General features: G+C 64.9%; 11 protein-coding genes. 9 read left to right on the forward strand and 2 right to left on the reverse strand.

The genetic code is table 11. The features are described 5' to 3' along the window. Window positions 1-6: 6 nt before the first annotated feature. From AL2_RS17455 to AL2_RS17465, 3 genes are all read left to right on the forward strand, one after another. Entirely contained in the window at window positions 7-2,763 is a 2,757-nt protein-coding gene (locus AL2_RS17455) for a DEAD/DEAH box helicase (protein ID WP_067634893.1), read from the forward strand. Beyond that, window positions 2,760-7,817 (forward strand): restriction endonuclease, encoded by a 5,058-nt coding sequence (locus AL2_RS17460; RefSeq protein WP_067634894.1) that lies wholly within the window; start codon window positions 2,760-2,762, stop codon window positions 7,815-7,817. The genes AL2_RS17455 and AL2_RS17460 overlap by 4 nt, the downstream gene beginning before the upstream one ends. A 208-nt stretch (window positions 7,818-8,025) precedes the next feature. After that, window positions 8,026-9,144, forward strand: a complete 1,119-nt coding sequence (locus AL2_RS17465; protein WP_067634895.1) for a TerB family tellurite resistance protein — start codon at window positions 8,026-8,028, stop codon at window positions 9,142-9,144. 376 nt (window positions 9,145-9,520) lie between these two features. Here AL2_RS17465 and AL2_RS37525 read toward each other — a convergent pair whose 3' ends face one another. Both AL2_RS37525 and AL2_RS17470 read right to left on the reverse strand, forming a co-directional pair. After that, on the reverse strand, window positions 9,521-9,667 hold the full coding sequence (locus AL2_RS37525) for a hypothetical protein (protein ID WP_157438205.1): 147 nt from the start codon (window positions 9,665-9,667) through the stop codon (window positions 9,521-9,523). A gap of 201 nt (window positions 9,668-9,868) precedes the next feature. Next, the gene (locus AL2_RS17470; protein ID WP_083946613.1) at window positions 9,869-10,309 is read right to left on the reverse strand and encodes an ATP-binding protein; all 441 of its coding nucleotides are present in this window, start codon (window positions 10,307-10,309) and stop codon (window positions 9,869-9,871) included. A gap of 51 nt (window positions 10,310-10,360) precedes the next feature. Between AL2_RS17470 and AL2_RS17475 the strand changes: the two genes are divergently transcribed. From AL2_RS17475 to AL2_RS17495, 6 genes are all read left to right on the forward strand, one after another. After that, on the forward strand, window positions 10,361-11,173 hold the full coding sequence (locus AL2_RS17475) for a helix-turn-helix domain-containing protein (RefSeq protein ID WP_067634897.1): 813 nt from the start codon (window positions 10,361-10,363) through the stop codon (window positions 11,171-11,173). Further along, window positions 11,170-11,361 (forward strand): DUF397 domain-containing protein, encoded by a 192-nt coding sequence (locus tag AL2_RS36425; protein WP_083946614.1) that lies wholly within the window; start codon window positions 11,170-11,172, stop codon window positions 11,359-11,361. Before AL2_RS17475 ends, AL2_RS36425 begins: the two co-directional genes overlap by 4 nt. A gap of 93 nt (window positions 11,362-11,454) precedes the next feature. Continuing rightward, a complete protein-coding gene (locus AL2_RS17480) occupies window positions 11,455-11,649 on the forward strand; it encodes a DUF397 domain-containing protein (protein ID WP_067634898.1) in 195 nt (64 codons plus the stop codon). Between the two features lie 938 nt (window positions 11,650-12,587). Next, the gene (locus AL2_RS17485; RefSeq protein ID WP_083946615.1) at window positions 12,588-14,075 is read left to right on the forward strand and encodes a B12-binding domain-containing radical SAM protein; all 1,488 of its coding nucleotides are present in this window, start codon (window positions 12,588-12,590) and stop codon (window positions 14,073-14,075) included. A 173-nt stretch (window positions 14,076-14,248) separates the two neighbouring features. Beyond that, window positions 14,249-15,445 (forward strand): hypothetical protein, encoded by a 1,197-nt coding sequence (locus tag AL2_RS17490; protein ID WP_067634900.1) that lies wholly within the window; start codon window positions 14,249-14,251, stop codon window positions 15,443-15,445. After that, complete coding sequence (locus AL2_RS17495; protein ID WP_067634901.1) at window positions 15,442-16,614, forward strand: hypothetical protein; 1,173 nt, start codon at window positions 15,442-15,444, stop codon at window positions 16,612-16,614. Before AL2_RS17490 ends, AL2_RS17495 begins: the two co-directional genes overlap by 4 nt. Window positions 16,615-16,761: the final 147 nt, after the last annotated feature.

Raw genomic sequence — 16,761 nt, forward strand, 5'->3', positions numbered from 1 at the left:
GACACAGTGACCGACACCTCCTACCCGCCCGGCGCCCGCATCGAGGTTCGGGACGCGGAGTGGATCGTCCGCACCTGCGTGCCCGTGGCGGACGGGCACAAGATCACGGCGGTGGGCGCGTCGGAGTTCGTCCGGGACGAGGAGGCGGTGTTCTTCACCGACCTGGAGAAGGTGAGCCTGCTCCGCCCGGAGGAGACCGTCCTGGAGCAGGACGGCACGCCGCGGTTCGCCAAGAGCCGCCTCTTCCTCGAAGCGGTCCTGCGCCGCACGCCCCTGCCCCAGACGGATCGCGGCCTGGCACTGCCCGACCGCTTCCTCCTGGACCCGCTCGTCTACCAGCAACGTCCCGCCGAACTGGCGTTGCGCGGCGTCCGGCCCCGGCTGCTCATCGCGGACGTGGTGGGCCTCGGCAAGACCCTGGAGATCGGCCTCATCCTGGCGGAGCTGATCCGGCGCGGGCGCGGCGAGCGGATCCTGGTCGTCACCCCGCAGCAGGTCCTGGAGCAGTTCCAGCGGGAGCTGTGGACGCGGTTCGCGATCCCGCTGATCCGCCTCGACTCGGTCGGCATCGAGCGCATCCAGCAGGAGCTTCCCGCCGGACGCAACCCGTTCACGCACTACAAGCGCATCATCGTGTCGGTCGACACGCTGAAGAACGAGGGCAAGTACGGCCAGCACCTGGAGCACATGCACTGGGACGCGGTCGTCATCGACGAGTCGCACAACCTGATCGGGGAGAGCACGCTCCGCAACCGGCTGGCGAAGCTGCTGGCCCGCCGGACGGACGCGCTGCTCCTCGCCAGCGCCACCCCGCACAACGGCAAGGCCAAGTCGTTCGCCGAGCTGATCCAGATGCTCGACCCCGCCGCGATCGTGGACGAGGAGCAGTACGAGGCGAAGCAGATCGACCACCTCTACATCAGGCGCACGAAGATCAGCCCGGAGGTCCGGGACCAGATGGGCGCCAAGTGGCCGGACCGCGGGCCGTCCGTCCCGATCACCTGCCGGGCCGGCGATGCGGAGGAGAAGGTCTTCGAGGAGCTGACCCAGGTCTGGCTGGCGGGGGACGAACGCACCGGCGGCCTGGTCGTCGACTCCCGCAACCGCCTGTTCCCGTACACGCTGCTGAAGGCGTTCCTGTCGTCGCACCGCGCGCTGCAGAGCACGGTCGCGAACCGCCTGCGCAACGCCAAGGAAGAACGAGAGATAAGGGCCCTCACCACCCTGAAGGACCTGGCCGACCAGATCACCGACAAGGACTCGTCCAAGCTGGACGCGCTCGTCACCGAACTGGAGAAGATCGGCGTCCGGGACGGCAACCGCGTCGTGGTGTTCTCCGAGAGCGTCGAGACGGTGAACTGGCTCGCGGACGTCCTGCCGAAGCGGTTGAAGCTGCCCGCCAAGGCCGTCGACAAGATGCTCGGCAGCGGCATGACCGACCAGCAGCAGATGGACATCATCGAGCGGTTCGGGCTGAGCGGCAGCGACGTCCGGCTGCTGATCACGACCGATGTCACGTCCGAGGGCGTCAACCTGCACCGCCAGTGCCACCACCTGATCCACTACGACGTGCCGTGGAGCCTCATCCGGATCGAGCAGCGCAACGGACGCATCGACCGCTATGGGCAGAAGCACCAGCCCCAGTTCTCCGCGCTCCTCCTGACCTCCCGCGTCGACGGCGCCAAGGACGACCGGACGGTCTCGGCGAAGCTGCTGGAGAAGGAGGAGACCGCGCACCGCGCCTTCGGCACCGCCGAGGCCATCACCGGCGAGTACCGGCCGGAGGCCGAGGAGCGGCGGCTCATCCAGGACCTCCTCAACGGCAAGACCGTCGAGGAGTCGGTCCCGGACGTCCCCATCGACGACCTGCTCGGCGACCTGCTCGGCCCTGTCGAGGGCCAGGTCAGCGAGGGCGCCCCGGCCCGCGCGGACGTCCCCCGCCTGTTCGCGGACACGCGCGAGTTCGTCGGCGAGGCCGTCGACACTTTGAACCTGCTGCCCGGCCTGGAGGACGACGGCGCCCTACTCGCCTTCGCCCCGCCGAAGGACCTCGTGCACCGGCTGTCCGCGCTTCCCGCCGACTACCTGCGGACGCACGACGTCAAGAAGCGCATGAAGGTCACGTTCGACGTGGACCTCGCCAAGCGGAAGCTCGCCGAGGCCCGCGACAAGAAGACCCTGTGGCCCGACATCGCCTACCTTTCCGACTTGCATCCCCTCGTGGACTGGGTGACGGACAAGGTGCTGGTCCAGCTCGGCCGCCAGACCGCGCCCGTCATCGTGGCGAAGGTGGACGAGCCGACGTACCTCGTGCAGGGCGTGTACTCGAACCACTTCGGCCAGCCGACCGTCGTGGAGTGGATGGCGGTCGCGTCCGGCCGGGTGCTGCCCGGCAAGATGCCCGACTTCCTGGCGGCCGCCGGCGTCGGACCCGACATGACGAACACGGGCCGCCCCATCGACCTCGCCCCGCTCACCGCCCGCGTCCCGGACGCCGTCGCCACCGCGCGCCGCCACCTTGAAGAAGAACGCGCCCGCCACGACGCCGAGATCGTCGCGCCGCTCAACGACTACCGCGACCACCTGGAGTCGTGGCGGCAACTCACCCTCGACGGCACCCACGCCACCCAGCGCAAGAAGCAGGAGGAGCGCGTGGGCGACACCGTCGACCGGCAGCAGCGCCTGCTCGATTCCCTGCAGACCACCGGGGAGCCGCTGCTGCGGGTCCTCGCCGTCCTCGTCCCCCAGGAGGCCACGCAGTGAGGCCCGACTCGCTGGTCAACCGCGGCGACTACTTCTCGGCGCACTACCTCGCCGAGGTGCTGCCGAAGGACGTCAAACGAGGACTCCACGCCCGCTGGACGGACGAGGAGAAGGACGGCCGCGTCACCCCGCGCCGCGGGCTGCGCGCCCTCGGCAAGCCGTACTTCGCCGACCGCAAGTACTTCGCCGACTTCGACGAGCAACTCCGCGCGGAGGAGTTCGTCCCGGACGACCTGCCGGAATGGCGGAAGAAGCTCGGCGAGCTGCACGGCACGATCCTGCGCGCCCTCGGGTACGAGGCGGAGCCGCGCGCACTGACCGTCCGGCGGACGGACGAGGAGCACACGGTCCAGGTCGCCTACGCCGACGCGCACCTCATCGCCATCGAATGCGGCTGGGCGACCGACGTGGACGCCGCGATGGACACCACCCTGCTCCACCCGCTGCAGCTCGCCCCCAACGAGCGGATCGAGGACGCGGCGAAGCTCGCGGCCTGGCTGTTCGCCACCGACGAGCCGCCCCGCTACGTGCTGATCCTCGCCGGCGGCGTGATGGTCCTGGCCGACCGCGCGAGCTGGGGCGAGGGCCGGTACATCGCCGTCAGCCTGGACGTCGCACTCGGCCGCAACGACAACGCCGAGCTGGAAGTCATCGCCGCCCTCTTCGGCGCCGACTCGCTGCTGCCCCCGGCCGAGGGCGGGGACGAGCCGCTCGCCGAACTCCTCACCAGCTCCCGCAACCACGCGGTCGGCGTCTCGAAGGAGCTGCGGGACGGGCTCAAGGAATCCGTCGAGCTCATCGCCAACGAGGTCCTCAACCGCATCCGCGAGCAGGGCGTCGACCCCGAGGACGTCATGGAGTCGCGCGAGCTGGCCGCCCAGCTCGGCCGCGAGTCGCTGCGGTACCTGTACCGGATCCTGTTCCTGCTGTACGCGGAGGCCCGTCCCGAACTCGGCATCCTCCCCACCAACGACCAGGACTACGTGAAGGGGTATGGACTCGCCCGCCTCGGCGACCTGGTGGTGCGCGACCTCACTGGCGAGCAGGCCCGCAACTCGTTCCACCTGTACGAGTCGCTCGACCTGCTGTTCCGGATGGTCAACAAGGGGTACCGACCCCGCACCACCCGCACCGAGGAAGGCCCGGACGGCGAGGGCCTGCGCTTCGAGCCCCTCCGCTCCGACCTGTTCGAGCCGGACTCGGTGAAGCTCATCGGCTCCATCTCCGTGGACGACGACGAGGACGAGCGCGCCATCGACACGCGCCTCCGCAACGAGACGCTGCACCGGGTGCTGCGCCGCCTCATGCTCACCAAGGGACGGCGCAAGGAGCGCGGCGGGTTCATCTCGTACGCGCAGCTCGGCATCAACCAGCTGGGCGCGGTGTACGAGGGGCTGATGTCGTACACAGGGTTCATCGCGAGCGAGGACCTGTACGAGGTCGCGAAGAACGGCGATCCGAAGGACGGCTCGTGGATGATCCCCGCCTCCAAGGGCGACGACTACCCGCAGGACGTCTTCGTGCGCCGCAGCGACGACGACCACCTTCACGGCGAGGAAGAGTTCCTCCGGTATGAGAAGGGTTCGTTCGTCTATCGCCTCGCCGGCCGCGACCGCGAGACGTCGGCGTCGTACTACACGCCCGAGTCGCTGACACAGGTCACGGTCCAGCTCGCGTTGAAGCATCGACTCGACCAGGACGGGACGACCACGACGGCCCGCGAGATCCTCGGCTGGAAGATCTGCGAGCCTGCACTTGGGTCGGGCGCGTTCCTCAACGAGGCCATCAACCAGGTCGCCGCCGAGTACCTGAAGCGTCGTCAGAAGGAACTCGGCCAGGACATCGACCCGGAGAAGTACGAGGAGGAGTTGCAGCGGGCCAAGGCGTACATCGCGCTGCACAACTCGTACGGTGTCGACCTCAACGACACGGCTATCGAGCTGGCCGAGGTGTCGCTGTGGCTGAACGTCATGCACCCCGGCCTCCAGGCCCCGTGGTTCGGCCTGCACCTGCGGCGCGGCAACTCGTTGATCGGCGCAGGCCGCAAGGTGTACGACGCGGCGCAGCTCACCAAGGGCACGTGGCTGAAGGAAGCCCCGGAGGAGATCCCGTTTCGGGAAGGTGAGATCCCGTCCGGCAAGGTCCACCACTTCCTGGTGCCTGCCGAAGGCTGGGGCGCCGTGGCCGGGGCGAAGGAGGCCAAGAACCTCGCGCCTGAGCAGGCCAAGCAACTCGCCGCCTGGCGCAGGAAGATGAGGGCGAAGGTCTCCGACAAGGGCCGCAAGACCTCCCAGCTCAAGCGCCTCCAGGCGTTGTCCAAGCGTGCCGAGTACCTGTGGGAACTGGTCATCCAGCGCCTCACCATCTCCGAACGCGAGATCAGCCGCGCGATCGACGTGTGGGGCGCCGACTGGATCGACCAGCCGGAACACGCCATCCCCAAGGAGAAGGTCTACGCGGACCTCACCGCACCCGGTACGCCGTACTGGCGGTTGAAGACGGTCATGGACGCCTGGTGCGCTCTCTGGTTCTGGCCCCTCGACAAGGCCGGTCTATTGGACGGCACCGCCGACGTCTACGGCACCACGACGGACATACTGGAGCCCGTCCACATCATTTCGGAAGATGAGGACCGCGCTGCGGCCCAGCCTGAGAACACTGGGCTCTCCCAGGTCTACGTGACCGACTCACTCTTCGGTACGCAGCCCGAGCAACTTGACCTCGCAGGCGCCGTCACCGAAGCCAAGGTCGCCACCGGCGGCGGTGCCAAGTGGAAGAAGACGAAGGGACGCAAGCCCAGCCTGGACGAGGTTCGCCGCGTTATCCCTCTGGCCAACCTGGACGACTGGCTCGACTTCGCTGAAGCCGTCCTCGGCCGCGCGGACGTCCCGAAAGACTCCCTTGCCCACCACTTCAGTGGTCTCGCGGAACTGGAGGAGTACGAGAACCAACTTCCGAGTTGGACGGGGATGGATAGTGACCTCCGCCTCAGCCAACGCTTTCCCTGGCTCGACGTAGTGGAGGAGGTCATCGAGGACCAGGGCTTCTTCCACTGGGAACTCCAGTTCGTCCAGGTCTTCAAGGAAGGCGGCTTCGACCTTCAGGTAGGCAATCCCCCGTGGGTTCAGCCAACTTGGCAGGAGGGAGCTGTCCTGGCCGAAGTAGAGCCTTGGTTCAAGCTCGTTGATAAGCCGACCGTAGAGGAATGGCGAGAGAGGAAGGCGAAGCTTCTAGACGCCAAAACCGTGTGGTCTTATGTAATTGGTGAGATTTCTGCCAATGCGGGCGCCGGGGAATTCCTGGGGTCTGGTGCGACTTACCCGTTGCTTGTTAAGACGCAACCCGACCTGTATCGGGCGTTCATGTGCCAAGTGTGGACCCATACCTCTCTGAATGGTGTTTGTGGGCTTTTGCATTCTGATTCGCATCTTACTGGCGACAAATCTAGTTCCCTGCGCGCTGCGGCCTATCGTCGCCTTCGAATGCACGGTGACTTTGTCAATGCGGGGCAGAGGTTCTTTCCTGAGCCGGTCGGGCATGCTACTCACTTTGGAGTGCATGTATATGGCAAATCCAAAAAAATATGTTTTGATCATCTCTCTTGGCTGGTGTCAACTGACGCCTTCGTGAACTCGCATAATCATGATGGATCTGGTGACACGCCGGGGGTCCGGTATCGCAACGCTGAGTTTGACGTGCGTCCGCACAAGTCACGGGTCATCAGAGTAGACGAAGAGTTGCTCGCTGTATGGCGGCGGCTTCTAGGAGATCATGATGTTCCGGTCGAACAAGCACGGCTTCTGTTTCCGGTAACGATCGCAGAAGCAGCAGCGATCGCAGCCCTCGCTAACTATCCTGTGCGGCTAGGGCAGCTAAACCCGCAGATATCCCTCGGCTACCACGAGAGTGAGTCTAAAAAGGCCAATCTTATTGAGTATAACCGTCAATCATATCAGCCTTCTTCGTGGAAGGAGGTGATATTGAAGGGAACTCAGATTGGGGTCTCTACTCCAGTGTTCAAGCGTCATGATGCGAACAGTAATGACCCCTATGGAATCGACCTGGTCGAGTTGGATGCTGATGCTGTCCCTGACACTGCATACTTGCCGGCGAAGGGCAATGAATCAGGGTATGTAGCGGCTCAGGACCAGTGGATTGATTACGGCGCCGTGGGGCGACAGGCTGCAATGGGTGACGGTCTGCCCCGGCGACCGTACACAGAGTTCACGCGGATGGCGTGGCGCAAAATGATATCTCAGAATAGTGAGCGTGCTCTATATGCGGCACTCGTTCCTCCTGGTGTTGCCCATATAGACGGCGTGCATAGTCTTGCAATGGCAGATGACGTAACTACAGCACTGGTCGTGGGATTCTGTTCCGCTGTCCCGATCGACTACTTCCTCCGAGCAACTGGCCGTACCAACCTGGGCTCCACGGCCGCCCGCGCCATCCCTGCGCCTGAAGTCGAGCATCCCTTGGCCTCGGCCCTGTTGCTGCGGACTTTGCGTCTGAACTGCCTCACTAGCGCCTACGCTGAGTTGTGGGCGAAGCTGTACGATCCCGCGTGGATGTCCGAGACCTGGGCTTGCGAATGGCCTGGCCTCGAGCCGCTCCACAATGAGTCATCTGACTGGTGCGTTGATACGCCACTAAGGACGGAACGCGCCCGACGCTCGGTGCTAGTGGAGATCGATGCCTTGGTGGCAGTGTGGCTGGGCATGGATGCCGAAGCTCTGATTGCTGCTTATCGAGGACGCTTCCCCGTCCTTCAAAAGTTCGAGGCGGCTTCTTGGTTCGACGCGGGCGGCTGGAAGTTGGCCAGCTACGCTCGCACAATTGGCCAGCGTCAGACCAAGCAAACCTGGGTGCAGTTCGAGGCGTACCAAGAAGATCCCGAGAACACACCTGTACCAGACGGATATGAGGCGCCCTTCTACAAGGCCGATCGGGAAGCCGAGTACCGGCAGGCGCATGCGGTGTTCGCTGAGCGGCTCCGTGCGTCTGGCTGGGATGGGCCTATTCCGTCGGACGATGCCGTGAGCATTGAGTCTTGAGCCGGTGCCGGCTGCAGAAGAACTGGTGAGTATCCGAGCCCGCATCGGCGCTGTCGCGCGATGGATCAGCGACATCACGCCCCGAAGTTATTGCCGCCCCACCGGTGCATCTATAGGGGAAGGCATCGAGAGATCCCTTCGCTCTTTCCGTCGACCAGCCATATCCGGCGACCTTGCAGGCCGCTGAACCATCTGGAAGGACCCCGTTATGGCCAAAGCGCTCTCCGGCATCACCAACACCGGCGATGACGATGCCCACCGCGAAGCTGTCGAGCAGGAGCGCGCCAAACTGAAGGAGTTTGTCAGAGGGCTGAGCGGGGACGACATCAAGTCGGGTGCTTGGTTCGCGAAACTCTGCGCGCAGGGGTTGCGATCGTACACCGAGAAAGCTACCTGGGAGTACTTCCAGGAGAAGTACAGGGGTATGCCTGCGGACGGTATCGTCGAGCAGCAGATTCAGCTGGCAGCAAAGTACGCCATGGTCGAAGGCGGGATCAGTTCCAGCCTCTACACCGGGGCGGTCAGCGCGACCATCGGGTCCCTGGGCGGCGCCAGTCCGGCCACTGTCCCGGCCGGTGTTATCACGTTTATGGTCGACCTGACTTACATCACCCAACTGCAAATGCGCCTAGCTCACGACATCGCCGTGATGTACCGGATACCCCTCGACGTGAGCGATCCCGAAGACATGTGGAAACTCATCCGGGTAGCATTCGGAATAAAAGCTGGAGAGGCCACTCGAGGCGGGTTGATAAAATTCGTACCCGGCCTGGTCCGGCAGGTACTCAAGAAGTATTATTCTGGTTCGGTTCTTGCCGCTGCGAAAAGTCTTCCGTTTGTGGGGCGACACCTCTTGCAGCGTAACATCATCAAGTTCGCTGTTCCTGGCGTCGGAATCCCTCTCACCATTCTTGTGAACCGCTACACGACTATGATCGCGGGGCGCCACGCTCGGTCTGTATTCCGTAATGAGGCTCGAGTGATCGAACTCGCCGAAACTCTGATCCGACGCACCGAGCACCCACGGCTAATGCTATGGGTTGCGTGGCTCGTCATCGACGCGGACGGCAAGATCACTGAGGACGAGCGCCTGCTGTTCCAGTGGCTGACGCGACTTGCCCGGGAACACCATGAGGTCGACGACGAGCAACTCGCCAACGTCGTCGACATCGACCCCGATGAGGTATGGCGCCGCGTCGACGCCGAGCCCGGTGATCTCGACGATGTTGTCTACGCCGCCGAACAGGTCGCTGCCGTCGATGAGGATCTCAACACGCAGGAAAAGGCAGTCATCGCTGAACTGCGGGATCGTTGCCGACGAAGCTGAACCCGAGTGCACGGGGCCCACAGTTGATTGTGGCGAGCCGTCAGTGCCGAAGAGTGACGGGACGGCTCGCCAGGACCTAACGAATCGGTGCGACGGGGCAGTTGCTGCCGGGTGGTCAGTGCGTCTCGATGGCGGCCTGGACGGGCGTCCGCAGGGCCACGCGCGTCAGCAGGAGGACGGTCCGCCCTCGCTGGCCGTCAACAGGGTGCATCCAGGCGGTGTACTCAGTGGCCCCGCCTCTCTGCCCCGGGGGGAAGCAGAGAGGCGGGGCGGACGGTGACGTGATGGCCCGAACTCCCCAGCTAGGGCCGCGCGTTACCGTCGACAATGAGGGACGATCCTTGGGCCCGCCGCATGGGTTCGTCCCTCGTGTGGCCTACCAGGTGCCGGGGAACATGCGGTGTTTCAGAAGGTCTTCGACCTGTTCGGCGGCGGCTTTGGCGTCGCCGCAGGGGCCTAGGTAGCCGCGTCGGCCGCGTTCGGCGACGTGGTATCCCCAGGTGCCGCCCGGAACGGCCATCACGATGATTCCTTCCGACGTGAGCGTCGGGGCCGCCGGCGTAGATCCACAGCAGGGGCACCGGGAACCCCTGCGCGCGATAGAGCCGGATGGGGCGCCAGCCCCGAGGCTCCAGCGCCACGGCCAGCAGGCTCAGGAACGTTTCCGCCGTGGCCCGGCCCCGGTACGTCCGCCACCGCAGGATGTGCCGCTCGACCTGGACGCTCACAGGGCGCACCGTGCCCATACGATCTTCCCGCCTTCCGCGATCGGTCGGGTTCCCCAGTCGTGCACGACTTGCGACATCAGCAGCAGGCCGCGCCCCGAGGTCGCCTCGAATTCCTCCGGGCCGACCACCGGCAGTCCGTCCCCCTGGTCCCATACCTCGATCACCGCCAAGTCCTCGCGGACGTCGCGGAAGACACGAAGGATGATCTGGCCCTCGCCGTGCCGCCACGCGTTGGTCACCAGCTCACACACGACCAAGCGCGCCATGAAGTCGTCCGTGGAGCCCCATTCCCGAAAGTGCGCCGCGACGAAGTCTCTCGCCAACGCCGGCGCGCGATCATCGGGGTCTAGGAAGATTGTCGGGATTTCGGAGGTAAGTGAGGACATCTCTACGACCTTTGAACCGTTCGTTGCTTCGGATGCCAAGAGTGCCTGCATGGAGCTAAGCTCGCTACGTTCCGGAATCAACCGCAACGAAAGAGATCATGAATGTCTCTGCGCGACGCACTGAACCCGGATCGCTCGCTTTGGCACTTCATCGCAGTGCACCTGCGCCGATACCGTGAGGCACACAGCCTCAGCGGACAGGCTCTTGCGGACATTTTGGACTGCGATCGTTCCACTGTTTCCAGATATGAGTCCGGCCTGCTCAAGCTCACTCGAAAGCACGCGGAGATCATTGATCGGGAGTGGCAGACCCGGGGCATGTTCGCGTCGCTGGTCACACTCGCAGGAGCAAGCGACGAAGGAGACTGGTTCACCGGGCTCACGGAGTACGAGGGACGGGCGAGTCGCATTCGCATGTGGGAGACGCTGTACGTTCCCGGCCTGTTCCAGACGCCGGAATATGCACTCGCCACGTTCACCGGCAACGCGGTAGCGGACCCGCAGGCCGCCCTGAACCGGCGGCTCAGCCGTCAGGCCGCCGTGTTCGACAAGCCCAGCGCTCCGCATCTCACGGCGATTCTCAATTGGACGGTCCTAGCGCAACCCATCGGCCCGCCGGAACTCATGCGCGAACAACTCGCTCGCCTCATCGAGTTGAGCGAGCATCCGTCCGTGAGCATCCGGATCGTGGAACGACAGGACAGGGCACACCCGGGGCTGGACGGACCCTTCAAGATCGTCAGCGCGGACGGTCGCGACCTGGCCTACACCGAAGCGGTGACGAGGGGGCGTTTCCTGACAGACCCTCATGATGTGGAAGAGGTGGCCATAAGGTATGACCGTATTAGCGACATAGCTGCCCCGGTCGGCCCGTCCCGGGCACTGCTGGCGGCCGAACTGGAGAACCATCGATGACGAATTGGCGCAAGTCGAGCCACAGCGGCGGCAGTGCGACCTCCGATTGTGTCGAACTGGCGCGCTCCCCTCGGGCAGTCGGCGTGCGTGACAGCAAGGACCCGAGCGGCCCCCGCATCACGCTTCAGGTCGAGCGCTTCCGCCGGCTGGCTGCCGACATCAAGCGTGGAGCGCACGACCTGCCCTGACAGCAGGTCGAACCCGGCCACGCGTATCCCCCGAGAGCCCCGAGCGAGGACGCGTCCCGGACCCTGATCGTTGAGATCATTGGAAGGTTTCTCATGAGGACCCACTGGCGCAAGAGCACCCGCAGCGGAAGCGCGACCGATGAGGCGTGTGTCGAGTTGGCCGCGTTGCCCGGGGGAGTTGGGGTCAGGGACTCCAAGGACCCGGAGGGTGGGCGGCTGATCGTGACTGGTGACCAGTTCAGTCGGCTGATTCAGCGGGTCAAGGCGGGATCACTCGACCGGCCGTAGCAAGATGCACCGGCTCCGAGGGGAGACTTCGACGGCTCGTCTCGGGGCTGTCCCGTCGTTGGACGGGTGTTGAACGTGGAAAGACGGGTGTGCGGGTCAAGTGGTCAGGCGGTGGCGGATGCTGCGGAGGACCAGGCGGGCCGGGCGGGTGAGCATGAGGAGGCCCGTCAGGACGGCGAATATCGCGAGCACGGTGCCGAAGAGCCACGGGTCCTTGGAGCCGAGCGCTTGGAGGAGCGCCAGGGCGATGCCGGCCGGGACGGTGAGTAAGGTGAACAGGACGACGGCGTTGTTGATGTTGCGGCTCTCGTCGTCTCTGGTGAGCCGGTTGTAACCAGAGACGGGACCGAGCGGGCATGCGAGACTGGCACCGATGACCTTCTTGTTCGGGTGATGGAAGCTTCGACAACTCCCATGATCCCGAACAGAAGGTCATCTTCGTTTCAATGTCACCCTGCGTAACGAAAGTCGATCCGGACATCAGGGCATGCTCACCCCAGACAGGCGACCTTGAAATCCCCCTGGGGTCTTGGCGTCCTCGGGCGAGGAGGGTGCCGATGAGGGCCATGCCTTCGCGCAGGACGAGGCCGCACCAGTCGGCCGAAAGCCATATGCGTTCCTTGCCGGGCAGTTCCATGATGCGCGGGTCGGGCGGCTGGCCGGCGTAGGCGGTAGGTCCCGCATGACGTCCAGGGCGCCGACAGCTGCACAACCTTCGGTTGCCCTCACAAACATCTATGATCACGCGGTGGCCGTCTGACGACTTACCGCTGGAGTATGAGAAAGGCCCACACGCGAGCATAGTAGGCAAAAACGGGCAGACCGAAATTCGCTTGTGCCCGGTCTTCCTCAATTCTCGCTCTGGCGTGCATGAACAGGTAAGATGACTGCTTACCTGTTGGTGACAGGGCTGCGATGGAGGAGAGGTTTCAAGCCTCATGCAAGATCGCGCGCTCCTCATTTCGCCTGCCTATGACGCCTCTGTGTACACTTCCGCAGAAAGTCTGGGGCTCCGATCGGTCGCCGCCGCGCTCGCCGTGGAAGGGGCTGACGTCCGGATCGTTGAGCAATGCCCGCCCGAGGCGCCAAGTCCGGTCAACGAATGGGCTTGGGGCGCACGATTGATCGGTATCGGGGTGCTCTTCACGCGCCAGATACCTGCGGCGCTGGAGTTGACCGCTTCACTCCGGAGTGTTGCTCCTGCGGCTCATATCGTCCTCGGTGGTCAGGGGGTGCAGTTTCTCTGGCAGCGTGTTCTGCAGGACTGTCCGGCCCTCGACTCGGTGTGTCTTTATGAGGGCGAACAAACTGTAGGTGAGCTCTGGCATGCCCTGCGGGAGAGGAAGTCCTTCGGCACCATCAAGGGACTCGCGCACAGGCGGGGCGGGACGGTGATCGCAGAGCCCCGACCGCCGGTCACCGACCTGGACGCCCTTCCGTTCCCCCATCGAGAGCCCGGGCCCTACCCGAGCGGGCTCGCCACCGTGAGCACAAGCCGCGGTTGCATGGCGCATTGCACCTTCTGTCAGTCGGGGAACTACGGAAACCGGTATCACCGCCTTCCTAAATGGCGGGCCCGGTCGGCGGCGAATATAGCGGCAGAACTCACCAATCTGATCCGGGAGCACCAGATCACCGCGGTCAGCTTCGTCGATGACGACTTCTTTGGCGGCGACGGTCAGGGCAACGAACGAGCCTACGAACTCGCGCGGCTCCTGCACACCCTGCCGGGCGGGATTCACTTCTCGATCGAGTGCCGGATCAACGAACTCGACGAACCCCTCTTCCAGGCGCTGCGTGCAGCTGGATTGCGCAGGGTTCTCATCGGTATCGAGGCGGCCAACGAAGCCGATCTGGCACTGTTCGCCAAGAAGACCACCAATGCCCAGGCGGCACGCGCCATCTCGTCCCTGCGCAGTCTCGACATCGATTTCTCTCTTGGGTTCATCATGTTCCAGCCGCTGTCGTCACTCGACGCGATCGGAGAGAACCTCACGTTCCTGCACCGGCATCGGGTGGCCGCTCACCGGCAACTGGTGAACAGACTGGAGCTCTATCCCGCTGCGCCGCTGACCAGGTACTTCCAGCGAAAGGGCGTGGAGTTGAGGGAAGAGGGATATCGGATCGAGTACGAGTTCAGCGATCCGGCGGTGACCTTACTGCGCCGAGCCTTTATGGAGGTGCTAAAGCCTTATATCCGCGTTGAACGAGCCTGCCAGGCGGCCCTGTTCCAAGCGGTGACCCACGGGCAGGGCGAGAGCAGCCGCCGGTTGAGGGAGCACGCCGCCGATATCTGCGAGGCGCTGTCGAGTCATGCCCTGAAGTGCTGGGAACGGGTCGCGGCAGACTCCGATCCGGGCCAGGACCCGGCATTGAAATCCGAGGTCAGTGAAGAAGTTCGCAGACTGACCGCAACCATCAGTTGAGTATCGGAGAGGAGGAGCCGTGTGGATCGACGGTAACGGCGGTGGCGGCTGATACGGGGAACGCACGGTTCACCCAACGCCGTACGGGCGCGCCGACGCACGCCCCAAGCGTTGGGTGAGCCCTGATTTCCCTGTCCACACCCACCGGAGCACAGGAAGCCGGATCGAAGCGCATGACGACCTTCTCTGACCTGTTGTACGGCGGTCTCTACCAGCGGCCCTGCCGCTTCGCCAACATCGAGCGTTTCGTCGCCGCCGTCGCCGCCGTCGCCGCCGACGACGAACTGTCAGCGCGGTACGACCAGAGTACGGCGCCGGAGGCCTTCGCCGCCGACCTGCGCGCAATCGCCGATCGCATGGATCCCTCCGGCGAGATCGGCACCGACCAGGGCGCCGCGGCACGGCTCGTCGCCGCCGACCTACGCCGTATCACCGCCGCCGATTACACCGACATCGTCGCCGACGACACGGTGACCGCGCGTCTGGACCGTCGCGGGCCCGCGATCCAGCGACGGCTCCAGGCGGCCGGGCTGCCCGTGCAGGACACCTCCCTGAGTATCGTGGACGTCTTCCCTGAGCCATTCCACCGCTTCGCATGGTCGGCGTTCGCGCCCGACCGCGAAGACCAGGAGAACTTCGGCATCGAGCCCGGCGTCTACTTCCGCCGCGACCGGCTGCGGCCGCTGTACTCCGAGGCCCTGTTCGCCCACGAGGTCGTGCACACCGTGACGGGCCGGGTCGATCCCGAGATCTACGCGATGGGCCTGGAAGAAGGCATCGCCGAGATCCTCGGCACCTGCTACGGCGCCCTCGCCGTACTGAACCGAGCGACGCTGCGCAACATCATCGTCCACGGCCGGCACGGCGCCCAGCGCGACAAACTCTGGTCGGTCTATCTCGATCACACCCGTCAAGCCGCACTCCTCTACCGCGAGTTCGGCATCGACGGGCTCGTCACCCTGGTCAGAAGCGGACGGGCTGCCATCCACGACGCCGAACAGGCCATCATGGCCGGCCGCCACCGAGAACTCCCACTGGCGCGGGGCGGGTGGGACGAACACACCACCGGCCTGGTGGACTTCACCTGTAGCGCCTATCTGCCCTCGCACGTGTTCACACCTCTGGAATGCCTGCTGGCCCTGTACGCCCGGCAAGGACGCACCGTCAAGGACATCTGCGCCGAGGCCGGCGTGGCCTGCGAAGTCGGCGCGCTCGTCCTCGAGCGCCTGGGCGCCGAGTCGGCGCTGTTCGTCCAGGACGGTGACCGCATCGGCTATTCCAACGTCGACCGGTACCTGCGACTCGAAACCGCAGCGGAGGTGATGGTCATCCGTTACCTGCCGCCAGATCCGATGGTCGCAGACGCATGAGCGCCACCAGCGGGCGGCGGCCGTCCCGCAGCTTGGTGGGGACCCTCGGCGATCTGTACCGCAGCCGCGGCCTGCTACTCGGCCTGGTCGCCACACTGGCCGGGTTCCTGCTGATCGTGCTGGCCCCCTCCGAGACGGCCCAGGTCACCGTCGAGGGCGGACGGCTGGTCGTGAACGACGGTGCCCAAAGCCTGTGGGCCAAGTTCCGGATCGCCGACATCGGCGCTGCGGTGTTCCAGGTCGGCATCACCCTGACCATCTTCCAGGTCCTGCTCAACCAGATCGCCGAAGACCGCTTCGTCGAACACGTCCGCCAGATCCTCGACGAACAGCAGGACGACGTCACCTACGCCGTCGTGAAATCCATGGCAGCTGGAACCCGCATCAACGATCTGCGGCTCTCGCCCGCCGAACTCGACCACGTCATCGAGAACGCCTCCCGGCTACGCTCGGGCGACGCCGAACTCGGCAAAGTCATCGCCCGTAAACTTCGCACCGGAGTGTTCGAATCCAACGAGATCTGGCGCAACCTCGTCGTCCGCGCCGAGATCCTGGAACTGGAACGCGCTACCGACCACGGCCGCTTGCACGACTACTACAACCTCTACTTCCAATTCGCCTACTACACCACCAACGTCCGCCGCTCCCGCTTCGCCTTCCGCGTGCTGCGCTTCGGCGACTACGACGAAGCCCTGCGCGCCGAAGACGTTGGCGCAGTGTGGCGGCTGCCCTCCACCGGAGAGTTCGACGACGACACTTGGAACGACGCCTTCACCCTCAACGCCCTGTCCTTCGGCGGCAGACCCGTGGAATTCGTCCGCAGCGACGTCGAACGCGAATTCGTGGGGCACATCCCCACCGAAGATTTCGAGGACACCGCCCGCATATGGGTCCAGTACTCCTTCACCGCCAAGATCCTCGCGGACGGCAACCTGCTCAGCTTCGAAGTCCCCAAGCCCACCTTCGGCGCGACCTACTCCATCAGCATCGGCGCCCCGGACATCCAACGCATCCGAGCCCTCGACTACTTCGGCGCCACCAAACCCGCCTCCATCGACTACACCCCCGACATGGACCACACCCGCGTCGTCAGCATCAGCGTTGACGACTGGATTCTCCCCAAAGCCGGCGTCGTCGTCGTATGGAAACGGGAGTCCCCCCTCAGTTGAGGAATACTGCACTCTCCGAATAGGTGCACCACCCCGGTAACACCCACTGACCACCCGGCACCACCACCCCGCCAACCCCCATGGGTTCGTTCCTCGTGCGCCAGGTAGCCGCGCCACGAGGTTCGGCGGGGTCTGACGCGGCAGCCG

The organism is Actinomadura latina NBRC 106108, assembly GCF_001552195.1.
GTDB classification, from domain to species: domain Bacteria; phylum Actinomycetota; class Actinomycetes; order Streptosporangiales; family Streptosporangiaceae; genus Spirillospora; species Spirillospora latina.

Excerpts from the sequence above, each read along its gene's own strand:
- AL2_RS17465 (WP_067634895.1), top strand. The coding sequence starts at position 8,026 with ATGGCCAAAGCGCTCTCCGGCATCACCAACACCGGCGATGACGATGCC.
- AL2_RS17470 (WP_083946613.1), bottom strand. The coding sequence starts at position 10,309 with ATGCAGGCACTCTTGGCATCCGAAGCAACGAACGGTTCAAAGGTCGTA.
- AL2_RS17475 (WP_067634897.1), top strand. The coding sequence starts at position 10,361 with ATGTCTCTGCGCGACGCACTGAACCCGGATCGCTCGCTTTGGCACTTC.
- AL2_RS36425 (WP_083946614.1), top strand. The coding sequence starts at position 11,170 with ATGACGAATTGGCGCAAGTCGAGCCACAGCGGCGGCAGTGCGACCTCC.
- AL2_RS17480 (WP_067634898.1), top strand. The coding sequence starts at position 11,455 with ATGAGGACCCACTGGCGCAAGAGCACCCGCAGCGGAAGCGCGACCGAT.
- AL2_RS17485 (WP_083946615.1), top strand. The coding sequence starts at position 12,588 with ATGCAAGATCGCGCGCTCCTCATTTCGCCTGCCTATGACGCCTCTGTG.
- AL2_RS17490 (WP_067634900.1), top strand. The coding sequence starts at position 14,249 with ATGACGACCTTCTCTGACCTGTTGTACGGCGGTCTCTACCAGCGGCCC.
- AL2_RS17495 (WP_067634901.1), top strand. The coding sequence starts at position 15,442 with ATGAGCGCCACCAGCGGGCGGCGGCCGTCCCGCAGCTTGGTGGGGACC.